Annotated in this window: 17 protein-coding genes; 5 read left to right on the plus strand and 12 right to left on the minus strand. The window is 39.7% G+C overall.

Features of this window, described 5'->3' with window-relative positions:
* Positions 1–153: 153 nt before the first annotated feature.
* A complete protein-coding gene (locus tag HRT96_RS08975) occupies positions 154–1,986 on the minus strand; it encodes an ABC transporter ATP-binding protein (RefSeq protein ID WP_293155191.1) in 1,833 nt (610 codons plus the stop codon).
* Positions 1,987–2,304: 318 nt separating this feature from the next.
* Here HRT96_RS08975 and HRT96_RS08980 point away from each other — a divergent pair, with 318 nt between their 5' ends.
* Positions 2,305–3,552, plus strand: coding sequence for an aromatic amino acid transport family protein (locus HRT96_RS08980; RefSeq protein WP_293155443.1), 1,248 nt, complete (start codon positions 2,305–2,307; stop codon positions 3,550–3,552).
* A gap of 101 nt (positions 3,553–3,653) precedes the next feature.
* Here HRT96_RS08980 and HRT96_RS08985 read toward each other — a convergent pair whose 3' ends face one another.
* From HRT96_RS08985 to HRT96_RS09005, 5 genes are all read right to left on the minus strand, one after another.
* On the minus strand, positions 3,654–4,226 hold the full coding sequence (locus HRT96_RS08985) for an acyloxyacyl hydrolase (protein WP_293155194.1): 573 nt from the start codon (positions 4,224–4,226) through the stop codon (positions 3,654–3,656).
* Positions 4,227–4,329: 103 nt separating this feature from the next.
* Positions 4,330–5,229 (minus strand): hypothetical protein, encoded by a 900-nt coding sequence (locus HRT96_RS08990; protein ID WP_293155197.1) that lies wholly within the window; start codon positions 5,227–5,229, stop codon positions 4,330–4,332.
* A 221-nt stretch (positions 5,230–5,450) separates the two neighbouring features.
* Positions 5,451–5,771, minus strand: coding sequence for a YdbL family protein (locus HRT96_RS08995; protein ID WP_293155200.1), 321 nt, complete (start codon positions 5,769–5,771; stop codon positions 5,451–5,453).
* A 16-nt stretch (positions 5,772–5,787) separates the two neighbouring features.
* Entirely contained in the window at positions 5,788–5,970 is a 183-nt protein-coding gene (locus tag HRT96_RS09000) for a YnbE family lipoprotein (protein WP_112712419.1), read from the minus strand.
* A 9-nt stretch (positions 5,971–5,979) separates the two neighbouring features.
* A complete protein-coding gene (locus tag HRT96_RS09005) occupies positions 5,980–8,661 on the minus strand; it encodes a YdbH domain-containing protein (protein ID WP_293155203.1) in 2,682 nt (893 codons plus the stop codon).
* Between the two features lie 123 nt (positions 8,662–8,784).
* Here HRT96_RS09005 and HRT96_RS09010 point away from each other — a divergent pair, with 123 nt between their 5' ends.
* Complete coding sequence (locus HRT96_RS09010; protein ID WP_006034457.1) at positions 8,785–9,036, plus strand: hypothetical protein; 252 nt, start codon at positions 8,785–8,787, stop codon at positions 9,034–9,036.
* Positions 9,037–9,050: 14 nt separating this feature from the next.
* Here the strand turns inward: HRT96_RS09010 and HRT96_RS09015 are convergent, their stop codons facing one another.
* Entirely contained in the window at positions 9,051–9,575 is a 525-nt protein-coding gene (locus HRT96_RS09015) for a YgjP-like metallopeptidase domain-containing protein (protein WP_006034458.1), read from the minus strand.
* 146 nt (positions 9,576–9,721) lie between these two features.
* Between HRT96_RS09015 and HRT96_RS09020 the strand changes: the two genes are divergently transcribed.
* Complete coding sequence (locus HRT96_RS09020) at positions 9,722–10,066, plus strand: YajD family HNH nuclease (RefSeq protein WP_293155208.1); 345 nt, start codon at positions 9,722–9,724, stop codon at positions 10,064–10,066.
* Positions 10,067–10,194: 128 nt separating this feature from the next.
* Here HRT96_RS09020 and HRT96_RS09025 read toward each other — a convergent pair whose 3' ends face one another.
* Positions 10,195–11,448 carry a BamA/TamA family outer membrane protein gene (locus HRT96_RS09025; protein WP_293155211.1) on the minus strand — a complete coding sequence of 418 codons (1,254 nt, stop codon included), beginning with the start codon at positions 11,446–11,448 and terminating at the stop codon, positions 10,195–10,197.
* Between the two features lie 261 nt (positions 11,449–11,709).
* Between HRT96_RS09025 and HRT96_RS09030 the strand changes: the two genes are divergently transcribed.
* Positions 11,710–12,567, plus strand: coding sequence for a DUF547 domain-containing protein (locus HRT96_RS09030; RefSeq protein ID WP_293155214.1), 858 nt, complete (start codon positions 11,710–11,712; stop codon positions 12,565–12,567).
* Positions 12,568–12,613: 46 nt separating this feature from the next.
* On the opposite strand, the gene HRT96_RS09035 is transcribed toward HRT96_RS09030, so the two are convergent.
* The 3 genes from HRT96_RS09035 to hisA all read right to left on the minus strand — a co-directional run bounded on the left by HRT96_RS09035 (position 12,614) and on the right by hisA (position 15,469).
* A complete protein-coding gene (locus HRT96_RS09035) occupies positions 12,614–13,168 on the minus strand; it encodes a type II secretion system protein (RefSeq protein ID WP_293155217.1) in 555 nt (184 codons plus the stop codon).
* Between the two features lie 68 nt (positions 13,169–13,236).
* On the minus strand, positions 13,237–14,505 hold the full coding sequence (locus tag HRT96_RS09040; RefSeq protein ID WP_293155220.1) for an HD-GYP domain-containing protein: 1,269 nt from the start codon (positions 14,503–14,505) through the stop codon (positions 13,237–13,239).
* 205 nt (positions 14,506–14,710) lie between these two features.
* The gene (gene hisA / locus HRT96_RS09045) at positions 14,711–15,469 is read right to left on the minus strand and encodes a phosphoribosylformimino-5-aminoimidazole carboxamide ribotide isomerase (RefSeq protein WP_293155223.1); all 759 of its coding nucleotides are present in this window, start codon (positions 15,467–15,469) and stop codon (positions 14,711–14,713) included.
* Positions 15,470–15,704: 235 nt separating this feature from the next.
* On the opposite strand from hisA, the gene HRT96_RS09050 reads away from it, so the two are divergent.
* Entirely contained in the window at positions 15,705–18,620 is a 2,916-nt protein-coding gene (locus HRT96_RS09050) for an HD domain-containing phosphohydrolase (protein ID WP_293155226.1), read from the plus strand.
* A 457-nt stretch (positions 18,621–19,077) separates the two neighbouring features.
* Here the strand turns inward: HRT96_RS09050 and HRT96_RS09055 are convergent, their stop codons facing one another.
* Complete coding sequence (locus tag HRT96_RS09055) at positions 19,078–22,638, minus strand: methylmalonyl-CoA mutase family protein (protein WP_293155446.1); 3,561 nt, start codon at positions 22,636–22,638, stop codon at positions 19,078–19,080.
* Positions 22,639–22,691: the final 53 nt, after the last annotated feature.

The following is a 22,691-nucleotide window of genomic DNA, read 5'->3' on the forward strand; positions in this document are numbered from 1 at the left end:
GTGGTACCTTGATATAACAGGAAAGTGTATAGAAGGTATTTATGTATGATAAATGAATATATATCTTGAAGTAACGTGGGTATAAATGCAGCTCGTATATTGAGTAATATACGAGCTGAATCTATTTATTGTGATTGATATAATGACTGCTGACTAAGCATTCTCACCAATGAAACCACCGGTTTGATGGGCCCAAAGTTGGGCATAAATGCCGTGTTTCGCAAGCAACTCTTGGTGTGTTCCCTGCTCTACTACACGACCTTCATCGAGAATAATTAAACGATCCATTGCCGCTATCGTTGATAGTCGATGCGCAATCGCAATCACGGTTTTACCATCCATTAGTTCATTTAAACTTTCTTGAATGGCCGATTCAACTTCCGAATCTAACGCCGAAGTCGCTTCATCTAATACCAAGATTGGTGCATCTTTTAATAATACCCGCGAAATGGCAATACGTTGACGTTGACCACCTGACAATTTAACCCCACGCTCGCCCACTTGCGCATCATAACCCTTGTTACCAAAGGTATCTGTCAAGGTGCTAATGAACTCATCGGCACAGGCTTGCTTGGTCGCTTGCAGTAACTGTGCTTCGCTAGCATTAGGATTGCCATACATAATATTTTCGCGAATGGTACGATGTAATAACGAGGTATCTTGTGTCACCATCCCAATTTGACCGCGTAAACTGTCTTGCTGGACATCACTGATATTTTGGCCATCAATTTTAATTGATCCCGATTCCACATCATGAAAGCGCATCAACAAGTTAACCAAAGTCGATTTACCCGCCCCAGAGCGACCAACTAGACCGACTTTTTCACCCGGTTTAATCTTCAGATTTAACTTCTCTATCACACCCGCTGATTCGCCATAATGGAAACTGATATTATCAAATTCGATTTCACCTGCTGATACAGTCAGCAGTTTAGCATTTGGTTTATCTTCAATATCGATTGGCTTGGCTAAGGTATTCATACCATCAATCACTGTGCCCATATTTTCAAACAGACCACCAATTTCCCACATGATCCACTTCGACATACTGTTTAGACGTAACGCTAAGCTGATCGCAACAGCAATAATGCCAACACTTAAACTCGCGTCTAACCACAGCATGATCGACATCGCAGCAACACCAAATAATAATAAGTAATTTAATAATTCGACACAGAAAGTGAACCCCGTAACCAAGCGCATCTGTTTATGTACCGTCACCAGGAATTCATCCATGCCTTCTTCGGCATACACCATTTCGCGAGAGTTATGCGAGAACAATTTAACGGTGGTGATGTTGGTATAACTATCCACTAATCGGCCTGTCATCATTGAACGGGCATTGGCTTGTTCTGTGGAGATCTTCTTAAGCTTCGGCACAAAGTATAACTGGATAGCAATAAAACCAACAAACCACGCCAGCATCGGCAGCATCAAGCGCATGTCGGCTTGCCCGATCATGACTAACATCGCCATAAAGTACACTGCGATATAGACCAATACATCCAGTAACTTCATCACGGTTTCACGTACCGACAAGGCAGTTTGCATTACTTTGGTGGCAATACGTCCGGCAAAGTCACTTTGGAAAAAAGACACACTTTGACGTAATAAATAGCGATGTGCTAACCAACGAATAGACATAGGGTAATTACCCAGCAATGTCTGATGCATGATCAACGAGTGCAACAATACCAATAGCGGCATCCCCACCAGTATCAATACACTTAAACCAATAAGGTTGGCACTCTCATCATTTAAGAAATGTTCAGGGTCATGAGTAGATAGCCAATCTACCAACTGCCCCATAAAACCAAATAGCGAGACTTCTAATATCGCAATCATCGCGCTAAGTATGGCCATCGCTAATAAAGGCGATTCAAAACCACGGGTATAATAACGGCAGAAAGCGACGAGATCTTGCGGCGGCTGTTCTGGCTGATGCTTGGGGAACGCCGAAGACATTTTTTCAAAAAACTTAAACATAAAGGATCATTATCTGAGCAAATTAAAGACTTCGCTATGGTACTACGTTATTGAATAACTTCGTAGTCTGAACAACAATATCGGTCAGATCACCACAGATATTTAGATAGTTAAAGCTTCACAGGTAAAGATGTAAATATTAGTTTCCAGTCTAATGTGCATATTTTACACTAAAGCTATTGCACTACCCCCTATATAATAAGTAAACTCACCGCGTCTTAATAGTTTATGTATATTCAAGGCACTTGTGTAAATATAAGTTTACACACTTCAATCGTGATCTGTAATGGAATATTTTATGACTGTGAATAAGGTTTTATAACTGTGAATAAAATAGTAGGAAGTACCCTTATTATTGCTGGCACCGCTCTTGGTGGTGGTATGTTAGCTTTACCCCTTGCATCCGCTGGTTTAGGTTTCTATCCCGCCGCATTTTTGATCATCACTAACTGGGCGTTAATGACGTATACCGCGTTACTTATGTTAGAGATCCATCAACATGCAGAGCATGATGCAACGCTTAACTCACTGGCTAAAAATTTATTAGGTAAACCCGGTCAATATCTCGCAACGTTTGCTTCTTTCTTCTTGTTCTATGCGCTTTGTGCTGCATACATCGCTGGTGGCGGTTCGCAGTTAACTAACAAGATTAATGATTTCATGAGTTTAGAATTAACGCCTCAGGTTGGTGCTATATTACTGACAATCATAGTGGCGACAGTTGTATCTATTGGTACGCACTCTGTGGATATCGTAAATCGGGTATTGTTTAGCGTGAAAATTATTGTCTTAGCACTGACACTAAGCCTGTTATTTCCACACGTTGAATCAATTAATTTATTAGAAATGCCGGTACATCAAGGTTTGCTACTCTCTGCGTTACCGGTTATTTTTACATCGTTTGGTTTCCACGGCAGTATCCCATCAATCGTACGTTATGTGGGTATTGATATTAAAACACTGAAAAAAGTGATGATCTGCGGTGCATCTGCACCACTGGTTATCTACTTGTTATGGCAAGTCGCTACGCAAGGTGTATTAAGCCAGACGGAGCTAATGGCAAATAACTCGCTAACTAGCTTTATTGCATCGCTCAGCGATGTATTACAACAGCCGCACGTGAGTCAGTCGGTCTCAGTGTTTGCCGATCTTGCTTTAGCAACGTCATTCTTAGGGGTAAGTTTAGGCCTGTTTGATTTATTATCAGGCATGATGAAACGCACTAACACTGGTATTAATAGTAATAATGGTAGCGACGATAGCACTAGAACAGACGGTAAATCGCACCGTTTAAAAACAGCGCTTGTCACATTTTTACCACCACTGGCTTTTGCGCTGTTTTACCCACAAGGATTTATTACGGCGTTGGGTTATGCCGCCATTGCATTGGTTATTCTAGCAATCTTCTTGCCTGTTGCTATGGTTTCTAAGCAACGTAAAGCACAAGCAAGTGGTTATAAAGTTAGCGGTGGTAATGTGAGTTTAGTACTTGCCAGCTTAATGGGTTGCGTGATCATCGCATCGCAGTTTTTACAAATGGCGGACGTGATCCCTGCGGTTGGTTAAAGCCATTCTGAATAAGTAAGATGAAACTGCCCAGCAAGATGTAATTGTTCATCATATACCCAAGGCATGAAGTAACTTGGGTATAGCTGGGCTGTTTACGTTTAAAACTTGAAATGTAACCGTAGGCCGGTATTATCCATGCCACTATTACGGTCGCTGCAAAAGTCCCCATGTGATACGTGATCCAAAAACAGGGCAATTGAAATCTGTTTTTCCACTTTATAACCGAGTTCAAGAGACTCTCTGAACAACCACCAGCACCCTAATGTTGTCAGCCCATCACCTTCCTTTACCACGCCACTATTACCATTATGCACAGCCATGCCAAGACCCAGACTAGCAAAGAAAGATGCTGTAATATCAAAGTTCCACATAACACCAGCATAAAGAAAACTGGTCTCTCCAATCGTATTAATGGTGGTGCCTATAAAGGGTTTAGGTTCACCGAGTGCTCTCAGCAATTTTGGGGATTGAAAATGTATTTCCATATTTACATCAGTGCCGTTTTCTTCCCTAGACGCGATTGGGCCAATATTATGCGCTAATATTCCGACACGAAATTCAGCGATGAACGGTAGACGTGTTTCAGAGTCATCCATGTCTGATGCCGCATTCACCGAATTAACAGTGCTCAGTAATATTAAACACAGTAAGCCTAACCGACAAGACGTCATCGATGTCTTCACCAAATTATTTAAAACAAGCCATTATCACAATATTAATAATAGCTCTTTACGCAAATTTTATTTATTACTCCCCAGTGATATCAATGGTCACTTATTCACACCCACCTCGAGAAAAACTTAAATTAATGATATTTTCTAAGCTTTCACTGTCTCCATTGAGGATATCGACTGTCACATAATTACCGTCATCAATAAACTCAACAAGCGTTGCTGCTCCACAGACCTTATCGCGTATGAACATCTCCGAGTTAGCTTGTAATTTTTCCATATCATACAAGCTTAACTTATTGCCCATACCCTTTAGCTCTAACACAATATCCACCGCGTTTTCATTAATATTAAAGTGAGTCATCTTTATGCGCTCATCGGTCTCGGTGAAATATTGAGCATAGGATGTTCGCACTTCTTCTTTAGATTTTTGCAGTTGAACATACGAAAACAGTCCAAAAACAAGAAAAGACCAAAACGCAGCGGCAAGCAATAACCACAGATAATTCAACCCGGTTAATTTACTATTCGCCTCACCCTGTACATCCTCACCAGCATAATTGGCTAACGATTGTGCGTTATACAAAACCCAACCTGACACAGGCAGGACCAATAAGCTTAAAATAAATGTGAGTTGAGGTGCATACCCATATTCAGACAGGTTGCCAACAATTTGACAACCGACAGAAAATACCACATACAGGGTTGCTAGATAACGAATACTTTTAGGTGCTGCACCCGTTTTATCTTCATATTTCTGTTCAAATAATGACAACAACTCATGAACAAAGAAAATAGAAAATATGCCTCTCATCACCGGCCATACATCTTTATTTGTGCTTTTTTTGTATTCGCTCCAATGTTTATAAAACCAATAAACAGCGTATAAACCAAATGAACTAATAAATAAAATTAACAGTTTCTTTTGAGAGACAACATAGAATTCTATCTTACTTGATTGTAATTGACTTTCCTTGTCAGTACTTTCGATGTTTACCATCATGACAACTTCCTTTATTGAATTTACCTCATATCTACATGAGTATATTGAAGTTTATTTGAAGTAACAAGGGGCTGAGTATGGCAATATGGTTAAGTAGGATATTCACATGTAGGGTTAAAACATTTTGTATAAACATAAAAGCCCCACGGTCATGTAATTAATACATCACCGCAGGGCTTATGCTTTTTAAATGCTATTGTTTTTATGAATGTATATTATAGCTATTTCTTCTTCCACCGTCCTGGTGAATATTCAATAAACTGACCTTTTGCTGTCATCGACATGGCTTTTTTAGCCGCGCGTACAGCAACAGATTTCACCGTAATATTATGCTTTGTAGCAAGTTCTTGATATTTAGCTTTACGCTTATTATTAACCGTTTCTACTAACGTATTCACTTCGTTACTTGGCTTTACTGCGCCAAGATAACCATTGACTTGCTCACCGACTAATCCTGCTTGTTTAGCTTCTTGTAGGTTCATCGCCTGTACCGAAAATGACATCGCGATTAAAATAATCAAGGCTGAAAAAATTCTTCTCATTGTAATCTCCATTTCACTAGAATAACTCATCATCGCTAAATACATCATCTAGCTCTTTATCTATTTTCACTTTAATCTCGTGATCAATCTTTACATTTAAATTAATCACAATCGGTTTATCGGGAACAGCAAGCTGTATTGTTGGCGTACAACCTGCGATAAGTACAAGTAAACTTGCACTAAATAACAGTGCTTTCATATTATATCCTTATGGGTTATTCATTTTATCAAGCGTATCATACAACGCATCATTAATTCTTAAACTACGAAATAGCTGCAATACATTTTCTTCATGGGAATAATTAAATTCAATTGGCCGCTCCACACTCGGGTTATGCCCTTTGATATTAATCGTTAATTTGGTGTCTCCGCTGGGCTTATAATCAACATAACTGTGTAACGAATCATAATGTAAGTTTTCTAACAGTTCTAAAGCATAACGTAATTGTGGCTGAGTTAATTTTAACTGATCTATCGTGACATTATCCTTTATTTGGATCACCCCACCAACACCTTGCTGCTCTATTGACCCATCGGTTATTGATATCGCAGCACCCTGCACAATAAAAGGTAAATCAGCTTTTAATAAGCCAGTCACTTTCACACCAGGAACGTTATACAATTCAAGTACCTCAGGTAAAGATAGATTGCGAACCTGTAACAGCCCAACAATATGATCAAAATCGGTAATTAACAACGGCAATACCGAAATAGTGCCAGAGAAAGCCTTTGCAGATGCATTATCAACCGCCAATTGTAGCTTTTCATCCGCAAATGAGACTAAACCAGAGAAATTAATGTCAGTGGCGACAGGTCCCATGTCAACGGATGAAATGTCACTATTAATATTACATTTCGCATTTAACGACGAGGCTAAATCAGGTTTATCTGCAACAATTCTACACGTCCATTTAGCATTTATATCAGAGGCTGTGATCTCATTAAAAGTACTGTGATCGGCGGTGAGTCCACCCGACATACTTGCCGTTAGATACCTTTGTGGCTCATTTAACATTATTTGGTAATCAAGTCTGCTTGTCACTCGTGCAGGCAAGTTTAGTCCGACTGGTAAAGGGTATTTATCCATGATTAAAGACGGGATGCTTTGTTTTGGAAAGAGTACATAACCAAACAGCTTATTTACAGTCACTTTATTTGGCGTCTTTTGATTTGACGACATTTTATTTGAAGACAAGTCCCTCGAATTTAGGTTTGCTAGCGCCATGGTATTTTCAGTTTTTAATACCACATCATCCAACTGCCAATCAGAACTTATATTTATAGCTTTAGCACTAAAATGCCCCTGATGCTGCGCCGTTAATCTTTCTATCTTATAGTCGCGTTGATAGCTGTTGTTGAACAACGCTGTCGATAAAGCAAAGTCAAACGCTTGTACCTCGCCCTTGTCGATATTCACTGTCATCGGTGCGAGTAAAGCAATCTTAATATTCTCGCTGGATATATCCATGTAATTAAATTTCAGCGCCGTTAATGCGGCTTCATTAACGGTGACTTTAATATTCATTGCTGACTCGGTCGGATTGACGTCGATATGTCCTTGCGAATTTAGCTGTACTGGTACATGAATATCACTGACATAATGACTGTTGGTGATCACCGCGAACGACCAATCACTCTGCCAAGATTGCGGAGTTAACTGTAATTTATGCACCTTTACAGCTACACTATTTTTAGCTGTTTTATCCAGCATTTGCACTTTAATACCGAGTTGCGTTGCTTGTACTCGCCAGCGTTGAATATCACGTTCCTGTATTGAAAGCTGTAAAGATAAAGGTAACTCAGGTGTAATAACGATAGGTGCTAATGTTGGTGACGCTTCTTTGTTAAACGATTGACAAGCCGTTTTGTCTATATTGAATAGCTGAGTATAAGACGCACATGTATCTGCGGTGAGATTGATTGGGTCTATATGCGCGATGTTTAAATTAACATGCTCAGGTAACCAATTAATACCCTCAAGCACGAGTGCGGTATCGACAGTAACATCTGCATTGGCAATCATGACTTGCTGGTTATGACTCATTCCAAGATTACTAAATGACAATTTGACGGCCACATTATCTATCAACAGTGGATCGAACCTTGTTTCAAGCGTTGCAGTACCTACTATAGTGGTGCTCAGATCGGGCAACAGCTTGTTCACAATGGTGCTAATGTTGGTTAAATCTGTGGTTAATTGCACTTTAATTAACGCTTGGTTATCCGCACTATCACGATCACTATCGATATCGATATCGATATTGTTGCCATCAACATTATTATCGACAATATAGTTTAACTTAGCTTCTAACAGGTTTCGTCCTGCCTGCCACACTGAAAACCCAAACTCAGGAACATCCGCCATATATTTAAAGTCGATGTCTTTGATGGCAATAGAATTCAAGTCCAAAGCCTTTAGGTCTATTACTTGAAAAACGTTGGTCTTGAAGTGAAGTTGCTTTAAATTAAACTTAGGTAAATGACTGCCCTGCACTGTTATGTTGGCAATATGAAGATCGGGTATCCAATTAGGTAACTCTGGCAAAGTAAGCGGCGTAATGCCAGATTGCGGTGCCGCTTGATTGGTTTGACCTTGCGTAGTTTTTTCAAACTGTAAATAATCAACATGCAACTCAAGCTGCGCAAGAGTAACCGTCTCGATAAATAAAGGTTGCTGTAAGTCAAATTGAACCGCGAGTCCATTTAACGTCGTAACTTTTACACCGTAAGGGGCGGCGAAATGATTAGTAACACCGACGATAATACGTTCACGATATACCAAGGTGACAGCGACACTTAATAGCATCAGAATTAGCAGGCTTAAGCTCCAGGTTCTGAGTTTATTCGATGATTTTGTTGTTTTTGTATTGGTGTTGTTCGACGCCGACATTGAAGTGCTGACCTTTACGAGTATAATTTCCTATCCTGAACTACAAACATAGTGAAATCAAGGATGAGATGCGTGTAAACTACAACATTATTTCTGATACTACTTCTCATAAGAAAGATTTAAATGGCTAAACCAAACAAAAAAGGTCCCACTCAAACAGTTGAGATCTCATGCAGTAAATGTAAAACACTGCTGTTTAAGTACCGTAAAGGCGGTAAAGGCAGCCTAGTGAAATGTTTTAAAGAGCGTATCGTCACAGACTACTGCGAAACGCCCTGTACTTGCCCTAAGTGTGGACAAATCTTTGCAAGAGACATGCTAATCAGAGGCACGCCAGCTTATAAAATGGTAGGTGGCAAGGTAACGATGAAGTAGCTGTCTCGAACTAATTAATAGATCTCACCGCGAAATTCGACTTGGGTTAAATACAAACGCATATCAAATTCTAGCTGATGGTAATCAGGCAACATATGTTCGCAAAGTTTATAGAAGGCTTTATCGTGATTTTTTTCGCGAACATGACTTAACTCGTGTACCGTTATCATTTGTAAAAATGCTTCTGGACAACGTCTAAACATCTCACTGATGCGGATCTCGTTTTTACTCTTTAATTTATTGCCCTGCACGCGTGATACAAAGGTATGCAAACCCAGTGCGTTATTCACCACATGAATTTTAGGATCATAAATGATCTTGCTGATCGGCGATGACTTCTTTAAATAATTGTTCTTTAAATCCATAACATATTCACGCAATTTCTTATCATTGGTAATTACATGCGTTGTTGGGTATTTAGTTAATAAGAATTGACTAAGCTTATCCTGCTCTAACATCAATTTGACCTGGCTTTTAACTTGATCTGAATAGGCTGACAGGTATTTAAGTGCGGTTGAATCTATTTTTGAGACTGACATAGGTAGCTAAAATACTGGTAAATTGAATAGCGCACATTTTACCTCATCCACATTTGTTCTGATACCCATAACTGGCTTAAATAAGCAGTTGATCAGTGTTGGATATACTTTTACAATACCCTTTTTATTATTATGGATGCACAGTTATGTCATCAGATACTTTAGGTTCTAGCGCAACGTATAAGCGTATGGAGCAAGGTTATCGCGAGAAAGCACTTAAGTTATTCCCATGGATATGTGGCCGTTGCACACGCGAGTTTGTTTATTCTAACTTAAGAGAGTTAACGGTTCACCACATGGACCATGACCACAGTAACAACCCGAATGACGGTAGTAACTGGGAATTACTCTGCTTATATTGTCATGACAACGAGCATTCAAAATACACTGAGCACGATCAGTACGCGACAGAAATTGAAGCGGGTGATAACAATCAAGACTCGGCGACTTACAATCCTTTCGCTGATTTAAAATCAATGTTCAAGAAGTAACAATTGATTTTCACTGTATTTCAGCTTTAATTTCAAATACTAAAAAGCCGTAATTGCAACCCTTTAAAGGGGTCTCAATTACGGCTTGTCTGTTTCTTATCGATGTCTTTTCTATCGTTTCTTTGCTGCTAGAATGGCTGATTAATCATAAACCACATTTGTGCATCATGTTCACTTTTCGCATAATCGATACGCACCAGCACACCTTCAACATTAAAACGTAAGCCTAAGCCCGCAGTCCATTTCAAGTCATCATGCAGCGCCGATAAATCAAAACTATCAGCAACCTGTCCAGTTTCGACAAAGGCTGACCATTGCCACCACGGGAAATCGTAAAACGATAAATTATGTAACGGTTGCCAATGTGGTTTTACGCGGTATTCGGCACTATAAGCGACTGCGCTTCGGCTGTAAAACTGGCCTGATGAATAACCTCGTAAACGATTAAAACCACCCAATTTAATACCAGCAAAAGAGGGCGAACGATGTTTATCAGTAACGCCGGTACCACTATCCCATGTTGGCGTATCGGCAAGGTAATAGTTAAATGCTAAGACTTGTTCTTTGAACAAGCTATTTGCATCCAAAGGCACAAACACACTTTGCTCAAGTTCCCAAGTCGTCCAGCTATTACGTTCATCGTTACCGAAATCGCGACGCACCGTAAATCGAGTTTGACTGCCCGCCTCTGTATCACCAATACTGTCTCGGTTATCCCAATTCAGTTGTAGTTCTAACCCTTGTGCAACATCGGGTAAATTAACATAACCAGTCACATCACGCTTTTGCTGAAACGGGGTAACACTAACGCTGGTAACGCCAGATTCGAGTGGATTAAATGCTATCTCACCACGTTGTTGCATTAGACTACGAGCGGCACCATTGGCACCCAAGCCCCAGGGCAATACATATTTAGCCTTAATACGTAGCGACGAGTCAGTACCCTCAGCAATAATTTCGTTGGTAGATCGAGGTGCACCTAGCACTCTTGCCGCGGGTACATAATAGATACCATTACTAAAATAACCACGATAATATTCAATCGAAAATAACCATTGTGTTAAGCCCGGTAGTGCGTAATTATTGAATGCAATAAAACCAATGTTACTGTCATTCTCACTGTATAAACCCAAACCAAAAATTGATGCTTGTGGCTGCCCCGCATGCTTTATAATCCCTGACACACCGAAAGCAGTACCGAGTGTTTCGGTTGAAATAATAAACGGCACACCTGCAACTTCGGTATCAAATGTAGGTCTGTTAGTCGCACTATCTTTTGTGATTTCTGTTGCCATCTCTTCGGCAACCTCTTCAGCACTAAGCGGACTTGTCATCAGCAATGCGGAGCATAACAAGGATACACAAACATTCTTATAAGACACTCATACTCCAAACAGTAATAAAATCGATATGAATAAAATCCGGGCTCAAAAATATATCCTATAACTCTTAATATGTATACGATAATACAGAAATAAGCAGCTCTGGCAGCTATTTATACTAGATTACTCAACTTAAACAGCCAAACCACTAAGTATCATATAAACCATAATAAGTGATCGCCATGAGCTATGATTAATACTATAAACGATGACCAATGTTGTACAATAAGTTCAACAACTTCAATACAGGCAGGGATAGATGTGAACGACAATCAAAAATCATTAATAAGTAAATCAACGATTACTCTGTGGTTATTACTCATAGGATTGTTTAGTGGACTGTATTCAAATAGTGTTATTGCCGCAACAACGTCATATTGGAACAAGAGCAATGAATCAATGGCAGCAGATATTGACCACAGCCAGTGGCAATATATTTTAAATCGTTATTTAATCATGGGAGAAAATAATGTTGCCATTAACTTGTTTAATTACAGCGGTGTCACCAATGTAGATAAAGCAATCCTCAAACAATACCTAACCCAAATTCAACAGGTTAATCCATTACAGCATACTAAATCACAACAACAAGCTTATTGGATTAATTTGTATAACGCGCTGACAATACAGCTGATATTGGACAACTACCCGGTAAAATCTATTACCAAATTAGGTAAGCGCTTCTTTTCTTTCGGTCCTTGGGATGATGATGCAGTCACGGTCAACGACAAAACCCTGAGCTTAAACGACATTGAACATGAAATACTGCGCCCTATTTGGCTAGACCCACGTATCCATTATGCAGTGAACTGCGCTAGCTATGGTTGCCCGAATTTGGCTGCAACTGCATTTACCGCGAATAACATGGAACAGCTATTAACTGCGAGTGCTTATGCCTATATAAATAATCCACGAGGCGTTACTGTTAAAGGGGATGACTTGGAAATATCGAGTATCTACAAATGGTATTCAGAGGATTTTGGTGATAATGACCAAGCATTAATTGAACATTTAAAGCGTTATGCAAAACCTAACTTAAAGCAAGCTTTACAGTCATTTCAGAATAATCCTGGCGATATCGATTATGAATATGATTGGCGTTTAAATCAGTCAGAATAATCAGTTAAAAAGTGCCGGAATAACGATACTCTGTCGCAGAGAATCGTTATTGTTCTTTAAAATGTGTCGTCACGCTACCGTTATTACTATCATAACGAATATACAAATCTAAATTACTTGTTCTTTTGTACAAGCAAACCCCTTCAGGTTCAGCTGGTTGATTAAAGTAGCCATAAACAACTGTAAAATCATCATTGTAACCGGTTGCTTTATCAATTTTATTACCACCTGTATTCAGAATCGTATTCCAGAGAGAAATACAATCGTCCCTGTTATCGGTGGTAATTATTTGATCATTACCAGCAAAACTCTGTGCTGGCCAGCCAGCGGAATTAAAGTCAATTTGCCCTTCAGCGCCCGTTCCATACAATTGAACATTATCATTTGAGGCAATGTCAGTGGCAGAACCCATGATCACCCATTTACTGTGAGCTAAATTGACCGCACTTTGTAAAGCACCACCGGTACCTTCGACAACAGCAATATCAGCATCATCAGCTAAGTTCAAAAAACGCGGTAATGCTGTGGCGGATAATACCCCGAGTACAATGATCACAATAACTAACTCGATAAGAGTAAAACCACGCTGTAACGTATTCACAATAATAAACCTTTGATATTAAGTAAGCCGCAATTATAGAGCAATAAGTCTAATTGTATATGTCATAATTAACCATTGTCCTTTGTACTTTCAAAGTAATAACTAATTCGACTTCTCGGGTTTAGATATTCATAAATACGTTCCGGTAACTTGTCGGGTTTAATCACACCCGTAATTGTTAATTCAAGTTGTTCCAGATCAATAATAGGCGCTTCTGCACGAGGTACTTCAGCATCATAAATAAGAATATTAGGGTATAATAATCTATTCGTATTCACTGACAGTACCATCCCGATTTGATCATTCGATAATCGCACGACACTACCCGGAGGATAAACCCCCACTACTTTCACTAATAACTTCAAATCACTTTGGTTGTACTTATTTGCACTATTCTTATATAGCCAAGATAACGCATTAGAAGGGACTCTTGCTTTACTTATATCCATTGGATGACAAAGTGTATCGTATGTATTAACAACACTGACAAGTTGAGCAAATAAGTCAATGTCATCACCTTCTAAACCCTTAGGGTAACCGCTGCCATCTAATAATTCATGATGTTGAGCAATAATAGCTTTTGCCGACTCCGGAAAAGTATCAACTAAATTAACGATATCCAGTCCATATTTAGGGTGTAAATTTAGAAAGTTCTGTTCTGCATTAGTAAGCGCAGTCGTTTTTCGTAATATTTGTGGCGGTATTTTCAGCTTGCCCATATCATGAAACAGCGCGCCCATACCGATGCTTTTGATTACACTCGCATCTAAACTTTTCATTCTAGCCAGCAACATAGCGAGCACAGAGACATTCAATGAATGATAGTAAATATTTTCATTTTCTTTGGTTTCACTCATCAAATGCAAAACAATGTGTTCTTCTTTTAACAACGAATCAACCATATTACCAATAAGTTGTTCGGCCTCATCAATGGCATTTAATGGTCGACTAGATAGTTTGCTCATCACAGAACGGACTTGAATCATCGCCGACTTAAAGTTTTTTTCAGTTTTGGTAATTCGTCGACGATGACTTTTTAATTTTTCAATTCCTTGCTGTTTACGCTCCCATAACTCACATCTAATTTGTTCAAGATCGATATTCGAAGCAGGTTCTGGTGATTCAGTACCAGGCTTTTGAGGTGGCAACAAGCCATTGTCACTTCGTTGTGGATAGACAGTAACGTGTGAAACACCAAGTTTACGAATAAGCAAAAGTTGTTCTTGAGAGTCTATTTTGAAATTATTGAACATGAAAGGATGATCACACCAACCCAAGGGTAATTTTACGTAATTCCCCACTTGGATACGATCTATTGAAACTTTAATACCACTCATAATAAACCACAAAACAAAACAGAGTTGATATTTTAGTGGAACGACCTAGTATTTTAAAGATGTTTTTATAATAGAAATGGAGAATAATATTTAATCTTGATTTTCATCACAGATTTAAGCGCATCTAATTTTATTATTACTTTTGAAAATAGATAGCGGGCAATATCTGCACAATGTCGTATGGTGCCCGTTATATTAATAAGTATTAATGTCCCTGATTCCAATCAATGCATTGCTGTAAAGTTATACCGGAACCACCAAATATATCCAGCGCACTGCCAATAGTTAAATCAACGTGACCATTGGATAAACGTTCCACTAGAGCCAAGTCCTCGATGCTACGAGCACCACCAGCATAAGTGACAGGAATTTTAGTATGTTGACCCAATAAGCTAACAAGTTTTTGATCAATACCATTTTGTAAACCTTCTACATCCGCAGCATGAATCAAAAACTCGGCACAATGTTCAGACAGTTGTTGTAATGTCTCAGCATTAATCACAGTACTTGTTACTGTTTGCCAACGATTTGTCGCTATATTCCAACCTTGTGCTGTTTTCCTGCAACTCAGATCCAAAATCAAATGTTCTTTACCGACTTCACCTTTCAATTGCGCTAACTTATCCCAACTAAATTCATTACCATCAAACAAATATGACGTCACAATGACATGAGATGCACCGGCCTCTATATACTTAGCGGCATTGGTTAAATTAACACCTCCACCAAACTGCAAACCATGCGGCCATGCTTGTAAAGCTTTTAATACTTCGGCTTCGTTATCTGGGCCTAATGCAATCACATGACCGCCACGTAAATCATGTTGACGATAAATATTGGCATAATATGCAGCATCATATTGGCTAATAAAATTAGTCGCGGCACCTTGGTCATTCAAACTACCGCCAACAATTTGTTTTACTTTACCCTGGTGTAAATCAATACAAGGACGAAACTGAGTCAAAACAACACTCCTCTGTTTGAAGACTAAACGATCAATTCCTGATCTTTACCCATTTATTAGATTTTATAGTATACCCAAACTACTTGAAGATGCTATATCAGAGATTGACTCAGATAAAACATCCGCGAACACATTAAATACTCACTTAGAGTTAATATGCTATTCAATAGTGTCATAATTTTATGCTACCCTGTTATTGGTAATACATTAGTATGTAGACTCACGGGAGCTAGACTTGCAAAAGATTAAAATATCACTGACTAACTATACTGCAATTGCATTTTCAGCATTTCTGTTTATTACGATTAGTATATTAATTTCAATCAGTTATAATCGCATGTCAGAGATGGCTCATGATGCAGTTTCACAACAGTTTCAACGTTATGTTGACGATATTTATACTTCAGTGAGTGATAAATACAGACCCATAACACAACTTTTTGGTTACCTTAGTACCAGCTCTGATTGGAACCATAAACAAGCCTCCGATGTCAGTTTAATCAAAGCAACTGATCTAACTCGATACCTCGCGAAAGATACATTAACCAATTCGATTTATATGGGTTTCCCGAATGGTGATCTGCTGGGCGCACATAAACTAAGCTCTAAAACTAAACAATACTATTATGACGCACCTGAAAACGCCAAGTTTGTCATCGAAACGCTTACATACAAACAAGCTAATTCAAATGAACTTACCCGGGTCTACCTCAGCAACAATTTTGACGTCATTGATACGACAGTAACTAAAAATGATTTGTTGAATGTCTTCGAACGTACTTGGTATAAAATTGGTATGCAGAGCCCTAACCTAGTGCCAACACCTATATATAAAGATTTAAGAACAAATGAAGACTCATTGACGTTGGTACAAAAACACCGGTTTTCTGATGTTGTCATCGCAACCGACCTTAATATTCGAGCCATAGTCGATAGTCTAAAAGCTTCCGATTTAAGTAATGATGCTATTCGAGTGCTATTTGGTGACAAAGGCCAGTTCGTCGTTTATCACGATAATGATAGCCGCTTCTCTAATTTCAACGATGTATCAGTTGATAATGCGATGGGCAACCTGCTAAAAAAAGAAAAGTTTAAGACAATTGTCCGTGATAACCTCAATAGAAATAATCTTTTTTCCTTTAATTTAAAAGGTGAAGAATGGTTAGCTCAAAGCCACAACATAACATTCATGCAGAATAACAACGCACGCCTTCTCATTGCAGTGCCTAAAGATAGCATTTTAGGTCCATCAAAAAAAATGCTCCGAGATACCATGCTGATGTTAGTTTCAGTCGGGGTTTTATTCATTCCATTAAGCTGGTTATTCGCCCGTGTATTAACTCGACCTTTACGTACCCTCTCTGAACAAATTAAACAAGTGACGGCGTTAGACGTATCAGAAAGCGAAACAACACTGTCTCATATTAAAGAGATCGCAGAACTACAGCAATCAACGGCGAAAATGCGGAAAACACTGGATGATTTCTTACGCTTACTCACCATGCTCTCTAACGAACAAGATATTCATAGTTTATTAGAGAAAACCTGTTCTAAAGCCAGTGTGATGCTTGAAGCTGATAGTGCTTTTGTATATTTAAAATCTGAAGAAGATGACAGCATATTAGAACCCTTTATTTTGCATACTCAAGATGACAACATAAATGCGGATGTCACACAGTGCCCTAGTCTCTCGACACAATGGCCGTATGAAAAATTAAGAAACAATGTCAATGTCAAAGATATTCAATTTAATCTTATCCACCCAATGTTAAAAACAGCGTTAGTTAAAGCAGGCATACACTCCGAAAATAGCAATGTTTATACGTTGACTATCCCGTTAGTTGATCGCAGTGGTAATATTCTTGGTCTGCTTGGTTTTAGTTACAGTGAATGTCTTGTTGGTGAAGAATTGACGCATGTCATGGGTGTCTCAAAAGCATTATCGGACTTTGTCTCACTGTCTTTTGAAGGACAAGATTCAATTGCTAAACAGAAAAAGTTTCTTAACTCATTTATCAAACTGATTGCCGGTGCGATTGATACAAAATCACCCTATACAGGTGCTCACTGTCAACGCGTTCCCGAGCTAGCAAGTATGTTGGCCAATGCTGCTTGTCAGTCAACACAAAAACAATTTTGTAAGTTCAACCTGGATGCAGAGGGCTGGGAACAGCTCAATATCGCGGCTTGGTTACACGACTGCGGAAAAGTGACGACACCTGAATATGTCATTGATAAAGCGACCAAGCTAGAGACAATTTACAATCGAATTAATGAAGTAAGGATGCGATTTGAAGTACTTATTCGAGATGCGCAGATTCAAGCACTGACCGCTATTACACAGGGTGAATGTGCGAAACAAACCAACCAAATACTGGCTGACAACATACACCAAATCGAAGCTGACTTTGCATTTATTGCTAACTGTAATCTGGGCGAAAATTTTATTGATGATGATATGAAGGCCCGCATAGAAGCGATATCACAACAAACTTGGTTGCGTTTTCTCGATGATGAACTCGGACTTTCACCTGCTGAACTTGCACAAAAAGACAGAACAGGCCCTATCACACTGCCGGTAATGGAACCCGTGTTGTCAGATCGCGCCGAACACATGATCTCACACATTGATAACTCATTAGAATTAGAGGCACATTTACGCTTTAACATGAAACGCCCGCTGCACCGCAACAATCTTGGTGAACGGCATAACCTGATGATTCAACGTGGCACAATCAACACAGAAGAACGCTATATCATTAATCATCATGTGATTCAAACAATTACCATGTTGGAACAACTGCCATTACCGCCACATCTAAGCCGTGTACCCGAGATTGCAGGTGGTCATCACGAACAACTAAGTGGTCGAGGTTATCCGCGTGGTCTTCAGGAAGGAGACATATCCCTTGAAGCACGTATATTAGCTATTGCAGATGTATTTGAAGCGCTAACTGCGAGTGATAGGCCTTATAAAACAGCTAAGTCGCTGAGCCAAAGTATTAAAATATTAAGCTTTATGAGTAAAGATAAGCATATAGATAACGAGCTATTTAAACTGTTTTTAAGCTCTGGTATTTATCTTGAATATGCACATAAATACCTAAAACCGGAACAAATTGATGACGTCGATATCTCAGAGTATTTATAGCAACCACTGCTTCTGGGTTTTAGGCTTTAGTCTGTGAATTGTGAATTGTGAATTGTGAATTGTGGCTATTTTCTATATGCCAGAAACTAAAATGCCACCTATAAATAGATGGCATCAAATTCTGAATTCCTAGAAATTAGTAACCTAAATGTCTTGGGTAAGTGAATTTTAAATTATATAAATCACCAAAAACAGGTGTTGCAGGTACTGAATTTTTCATAGGGGTCACCTTCTAAATCATTAATCAAAAATCGAACCACGTGGCTCAGTTCATCTCGGTTCCTTGGAGGCGGTTTAACGGACTCATCCTTTGAGCATTTTTCTATCTTCTTGTTCAGAAGATGTGACCAATGTAACATAAATAAACCATTGCGCAAGCTTTCATTTGAAACCGATCACATAATCAATCAAATTAACTAGACAATATATACCCACGCTAAGCTTAATTAATCAACAGCTACATATTACGGCGATATTTACCACCGACTACATACAACACATCCGTCAGTTGGGATAGACTTGCAAATGGCGCTGCAGACATGAGCGCAGCAAAACTATTACTTTCACAGCCATGATTAGATAATAATGCCGTTTTCATTGCTGCCAATGACAACTCACCCTGCTGTTGATGTTGCTGCTTAAATTGTAAAACACCGTCTATCTGTTGCTGCTTTTTATTATCACTGCAGCGTACCAATTGTTTATTGCTCGATGGTATCGAATCATGGAACCCCTCATCCCTAGACATACAATTAACCCCTACCATATCGAGTTTTGCGCTGCCTTTTAATTTCTCGTAATACATGCTTTGCTGCTGGATCTGCGTACGTTGATAACCGGTTTCAATTGCACCAAGTACCCCACCACGACGGGCTAAACGATTAAACTCGCCATATACGGCTTCTTCAACCAGGTTAGTCAATAGCCCAATCACATAACTCCCTTGCAACGGGTTTTGATTTTTATTCAGTCCAAACTCACGATTAATAATGGATTGAATCGAGAGTGCACGATAGACCGAGTTTTCCGTTGGCGTAGTAATGGTTTCATCATACGCATTGGTATGCAGACTGTTACAGTTATCACAAAGCGCATAGAAGGCCTGTAAACTGGTTCTAATATCGTTTAAATCAATCTCTTGTGATTGCAGGCTACGTCCTGATGTTTGGATGTGATATTTTAATTTTTGGCTACGTTCATTAGCGTTATATACCGACTTTAATGTTCGCGCCCAGATTCGTCGTGCAACCCGCCCAATCACGGCATACTCGGGGTCCATCCCATTGCTAAAAAAGAAACTCAGCCGTGGTGCCACATCGTTTATATCCAGACCCTGCGCCAAATAATATTCTAATAAGGTAAAACCATTCGCGAGTGTAAAGGCTAATTGAGTGATTGGATTCGCCCCGGCCTCCCCAATATGATAACCACTCACTGACACAGGGTAAAATTTCGCTATCCCGTTGCGACTAAAATAGCCTTGCATGTCGGCCATTAATTTAAGGGCAAAGTCTAATGAGAAGATACATTCATTCTGAGCAATTTCTTCTTTTAAAATATCAGCCTGTAACGTCCCTCTGACCTTATCGTAAGTCGCGGTTTTCAACGCAGTGTATTCATCCTCTAAGCCCAGTAAATCAATCATTAACATCTGCCCTGAGATACCGAGTAACTTAAGTCCTAAACCATCATGGCCTTGCGGTAAATTGCCACGATAAACTGGCCGTTCGTTAGCTCTATTACGATTACTGCCACAAGACGACAAATACACGTTAATGAGTTTGTTGGCTTTTCGCCATAGATTCGCTTGCGTTAAATACAACTCAACTTGCTGGTCAATAGCGGTATGTAAAAACCACGCCATGAGGATTGGTGCAGGTCCGTTAATCGTCATCGAAACCGACGAGCCTGAATCACACAGGTCAATGCCGGAATACAACACTTTCATATTATCCAATGTGGCGATCGATACGCCTGACATACCAATGCAGGCAAATACATCAGGACTGATAGCGGGATCGTGTCCATACAAGGTATTTGGGTCAAATGCCGTAGACAATCGAATCGACTTTTGACCTTTAATTAAATAATGAAAGCGTTTATTGGTGTCTTCTGGCAAACCTTCTCCGGCAAACATCCGTGTCGGGTCTTCATCATTGTGTCTGGTGGGAAAAACGCCCGCGGTATAAGGATACTGCCCAGGGAGATTTTCATTCAGTAGAAAAGCGGTAATGTTATCCCAATGCCTCTCGTTTGGTTTTGCCACGTGGGGGATCACGGTACCACTTAAACTGACAAAATGATCGCGATGCTCACCATATGATTGATGGCAAGCAATGGTATCAACGCCCTCTTCAATTCGTTTAAGTGCTAATTCGTCATCGTCTCTAAACCAAGCAAGTAAAGCTTGCCTAAGTGGGACAGAAATCTGGGCCAAAAGCTTGTTATAACGTGATCTTAACGGGGGTAATAACGCTTTCAGTGAGGCATCGGTGACTAAGAAACTATCCGTATCAGACTCATTATCTACATCCGCTTGAGGATAACGAGCGAGTTTCGCCGGTAAACAAGGATCACCTAAGTCGCTTAACATCTGATAGCAAGTATGTAGCGTTCTAACTTGCTCTATTTGCTGGCTATTCTGCGCTGTTATATCGACATAATGATTGTAAATAGCGGTTAAATAGTCCGAGTTTTGTAACTGCAACTGACTCGTCGTTAGGGTCCAATCATAACGCGGGTATGTCGTTAATGTTTGTTGGTAAGCATTTTTTACATCGGTCTGTGCCGTAAAAGGTAACTTGGTCATCAAAAATGCAATAAAACGACCAAAACCATGATCGTTATAATGGCTCGCTACCATAGCAAAGATGGGAAGTTCATCACTCGCAATATTACTTTCGTGCTGGTTAAAACGCCATTGCTGCTGCACATCATTAAAGGCATCTTCACTACCTTGTTGATCCGCTTTATTGAGCACCACAGCATCGGCATATTGTAACATCTCTATTTTTTCTAATTGGCTACTGGCACCATAATCCTTGGTCATTAAATAAAGGCTGAAATCAACCATATCAACAATGGCACTATCACTTTGACCGATACCCGCGGTTTCAATTAATACCAGGTCAAAGCCGTGGTTAATTAACATCGGCACGCAGGTTTGTAATGCTAGACTGACTGACACATTGGCCTGTCGTGTGGCAATAGAGCGCATGAATAATCGTTCGTGCGGCAAGCTATTAATACGAATACGATCACCGAGCAAGGCGCCGCCAGTTTTTTGCCAACTGGGATCGACGGCTAAATACGCAACCTTGATATCCGGATAAAGCTGTAATAACGCCCGTAATAATTCATCACTAAATGTACTTTTACCCGCACCTCCCGTCCCTGTGATCCCCATCACCAACGATTTTTTGGCTGGCGATCTAGAAGACAATACCGATGACACTTTATCTTTACTGACTCTTGTACTAGTGCCGTTATTAGCTAACCGGTTTTGCTCAATCGCCGTAATTAATTGTCCAAAATACAAATCAGTTACCGGGGATACGCCCGGTTTTTTAACCTTAAACTTCGCGTTACCTTTTGGCTTAATCGCCATTAAACGCCCGAGTAAATCACTGATCATCTCATCTAAACTCAGCACATCGGCACTGGTATATACACGGGAAACGCCTTGTTCTTCCAACGTTCGAGCTTCGTCAGATGTTATCGTTGCACCACCACCAACAAACACCGCAGGTTGAGCGCCAACATCAGCGAGACTAGATAATAAGTAACCAAAATAGGCATTATGCCCGCCCTGATAAGAGCTCATCGCAATCGCGTCAACGTCTTCTTGCAATGCAGCCGTCACCACATCATTAACTGAACGATTAATACCTAAGTGGATGACTTCAACTCCCCGCGCTTGTAATAACCGCCGTACAATATTAATTGCAGCGTCGTGACCATCAAACAGACAGGTCGCTGTTAATATTCGCAAGGGATACTTGGTTGAAGTCGTTTTCATCACTCTTCACTCCATACTTGTTATAAAATATTGCTGTAAAAAATTGTTATAAA

The sequence above is a fragment of the Moritella sp. genome, assembly GCF_013215705.1.
GTDB lineage: Bacteria > Pseudomonadota > Gammaproteobacteria > Enterobacterales > Moritellaceae > Moritella.

Excerpts from the sequence above, each read along its gene's own strand:
- HRT96_RS08995 (WP_293155200.1), bottom strand. The coding sequence starts at position 5,771 with ATGAGAAGAATTTTTTCAGCCTTGATTATTTTAATCGCGATGTCATTT.
- HRT96_RS08985 (WP_293155194.1), bottom strand. The coding sequence starts at position 4,226 with ATGACGTCTTGTCGGTTAGGCTTACTGTGTTTAATATTACTGAGCACT.
- HRT96_RS09055 (WP_293155446.1), bottom strand. The coding sequence starts at position 22,638 with ATGAAAACGACTTCAACCAAGTATCCCTTGCGAATATTAACAGCGACC.
- HRT96_RS09015 (WP_006034458.1), bottom strand. The coding sequence starts at position 9,575 with ATGTCAGTCTCAAAAATAGATTCAACCGCACTTAAATACCTGTCAGCC.
- HRT96_RS08990 (WP_293155197.1), bottom strand. The coding sequence starts at position 5,229 with ATGATGGTAAACATCGAAAGTACTGACAAGGAAAGTCAATTACAATCA.
- HRT96_RS09040 (WP_293155220.1), bottom strand. The coding sequence starts at position 14,505 with ATGAGTGGTATTAAAGTTTCAATAGATCGTATCCAAGTGGGGAATTAC.
- HRT96_RS09020 (WP_293155208.1), top strand. The coding sequence starts at position 9,722 with ATGTCATCAGATACTTTAGGTTCTAGCGCAACGTATAAGCGTATGGAG.
- HRT96_RS09010 (WP_006034457.1), top strand. The coding sequence starts at position 8,785 with ATGGCTAAACCAAACAAAAAAGGTCCCACTCAAACAGTTGAGATCTCA.
- HRT96_RS09000 (WP_112712419.1), bottom strand. The coding sequence starts at position 5,970 with ATGAAAGCACTGTTATTTAGTGCAAGTTTACTTGTACTTATCGCAGGT.
- HRT96_RS08975 (WP_293155191.1), bottom strand. The coding sequence starts at position 1,986 with ATGTTTAAGTTTTTTGAAAAAATGTCTTCGGCGTTCCCCAAGCATCAG.
- HRT96_RS09005 (WP_293155203.1), bottom strand. The coding sequence starts at position 8,661 with ATGTCGGCGTCGAACAACACCAATACAAAAACAACAAAATCATCGAAT.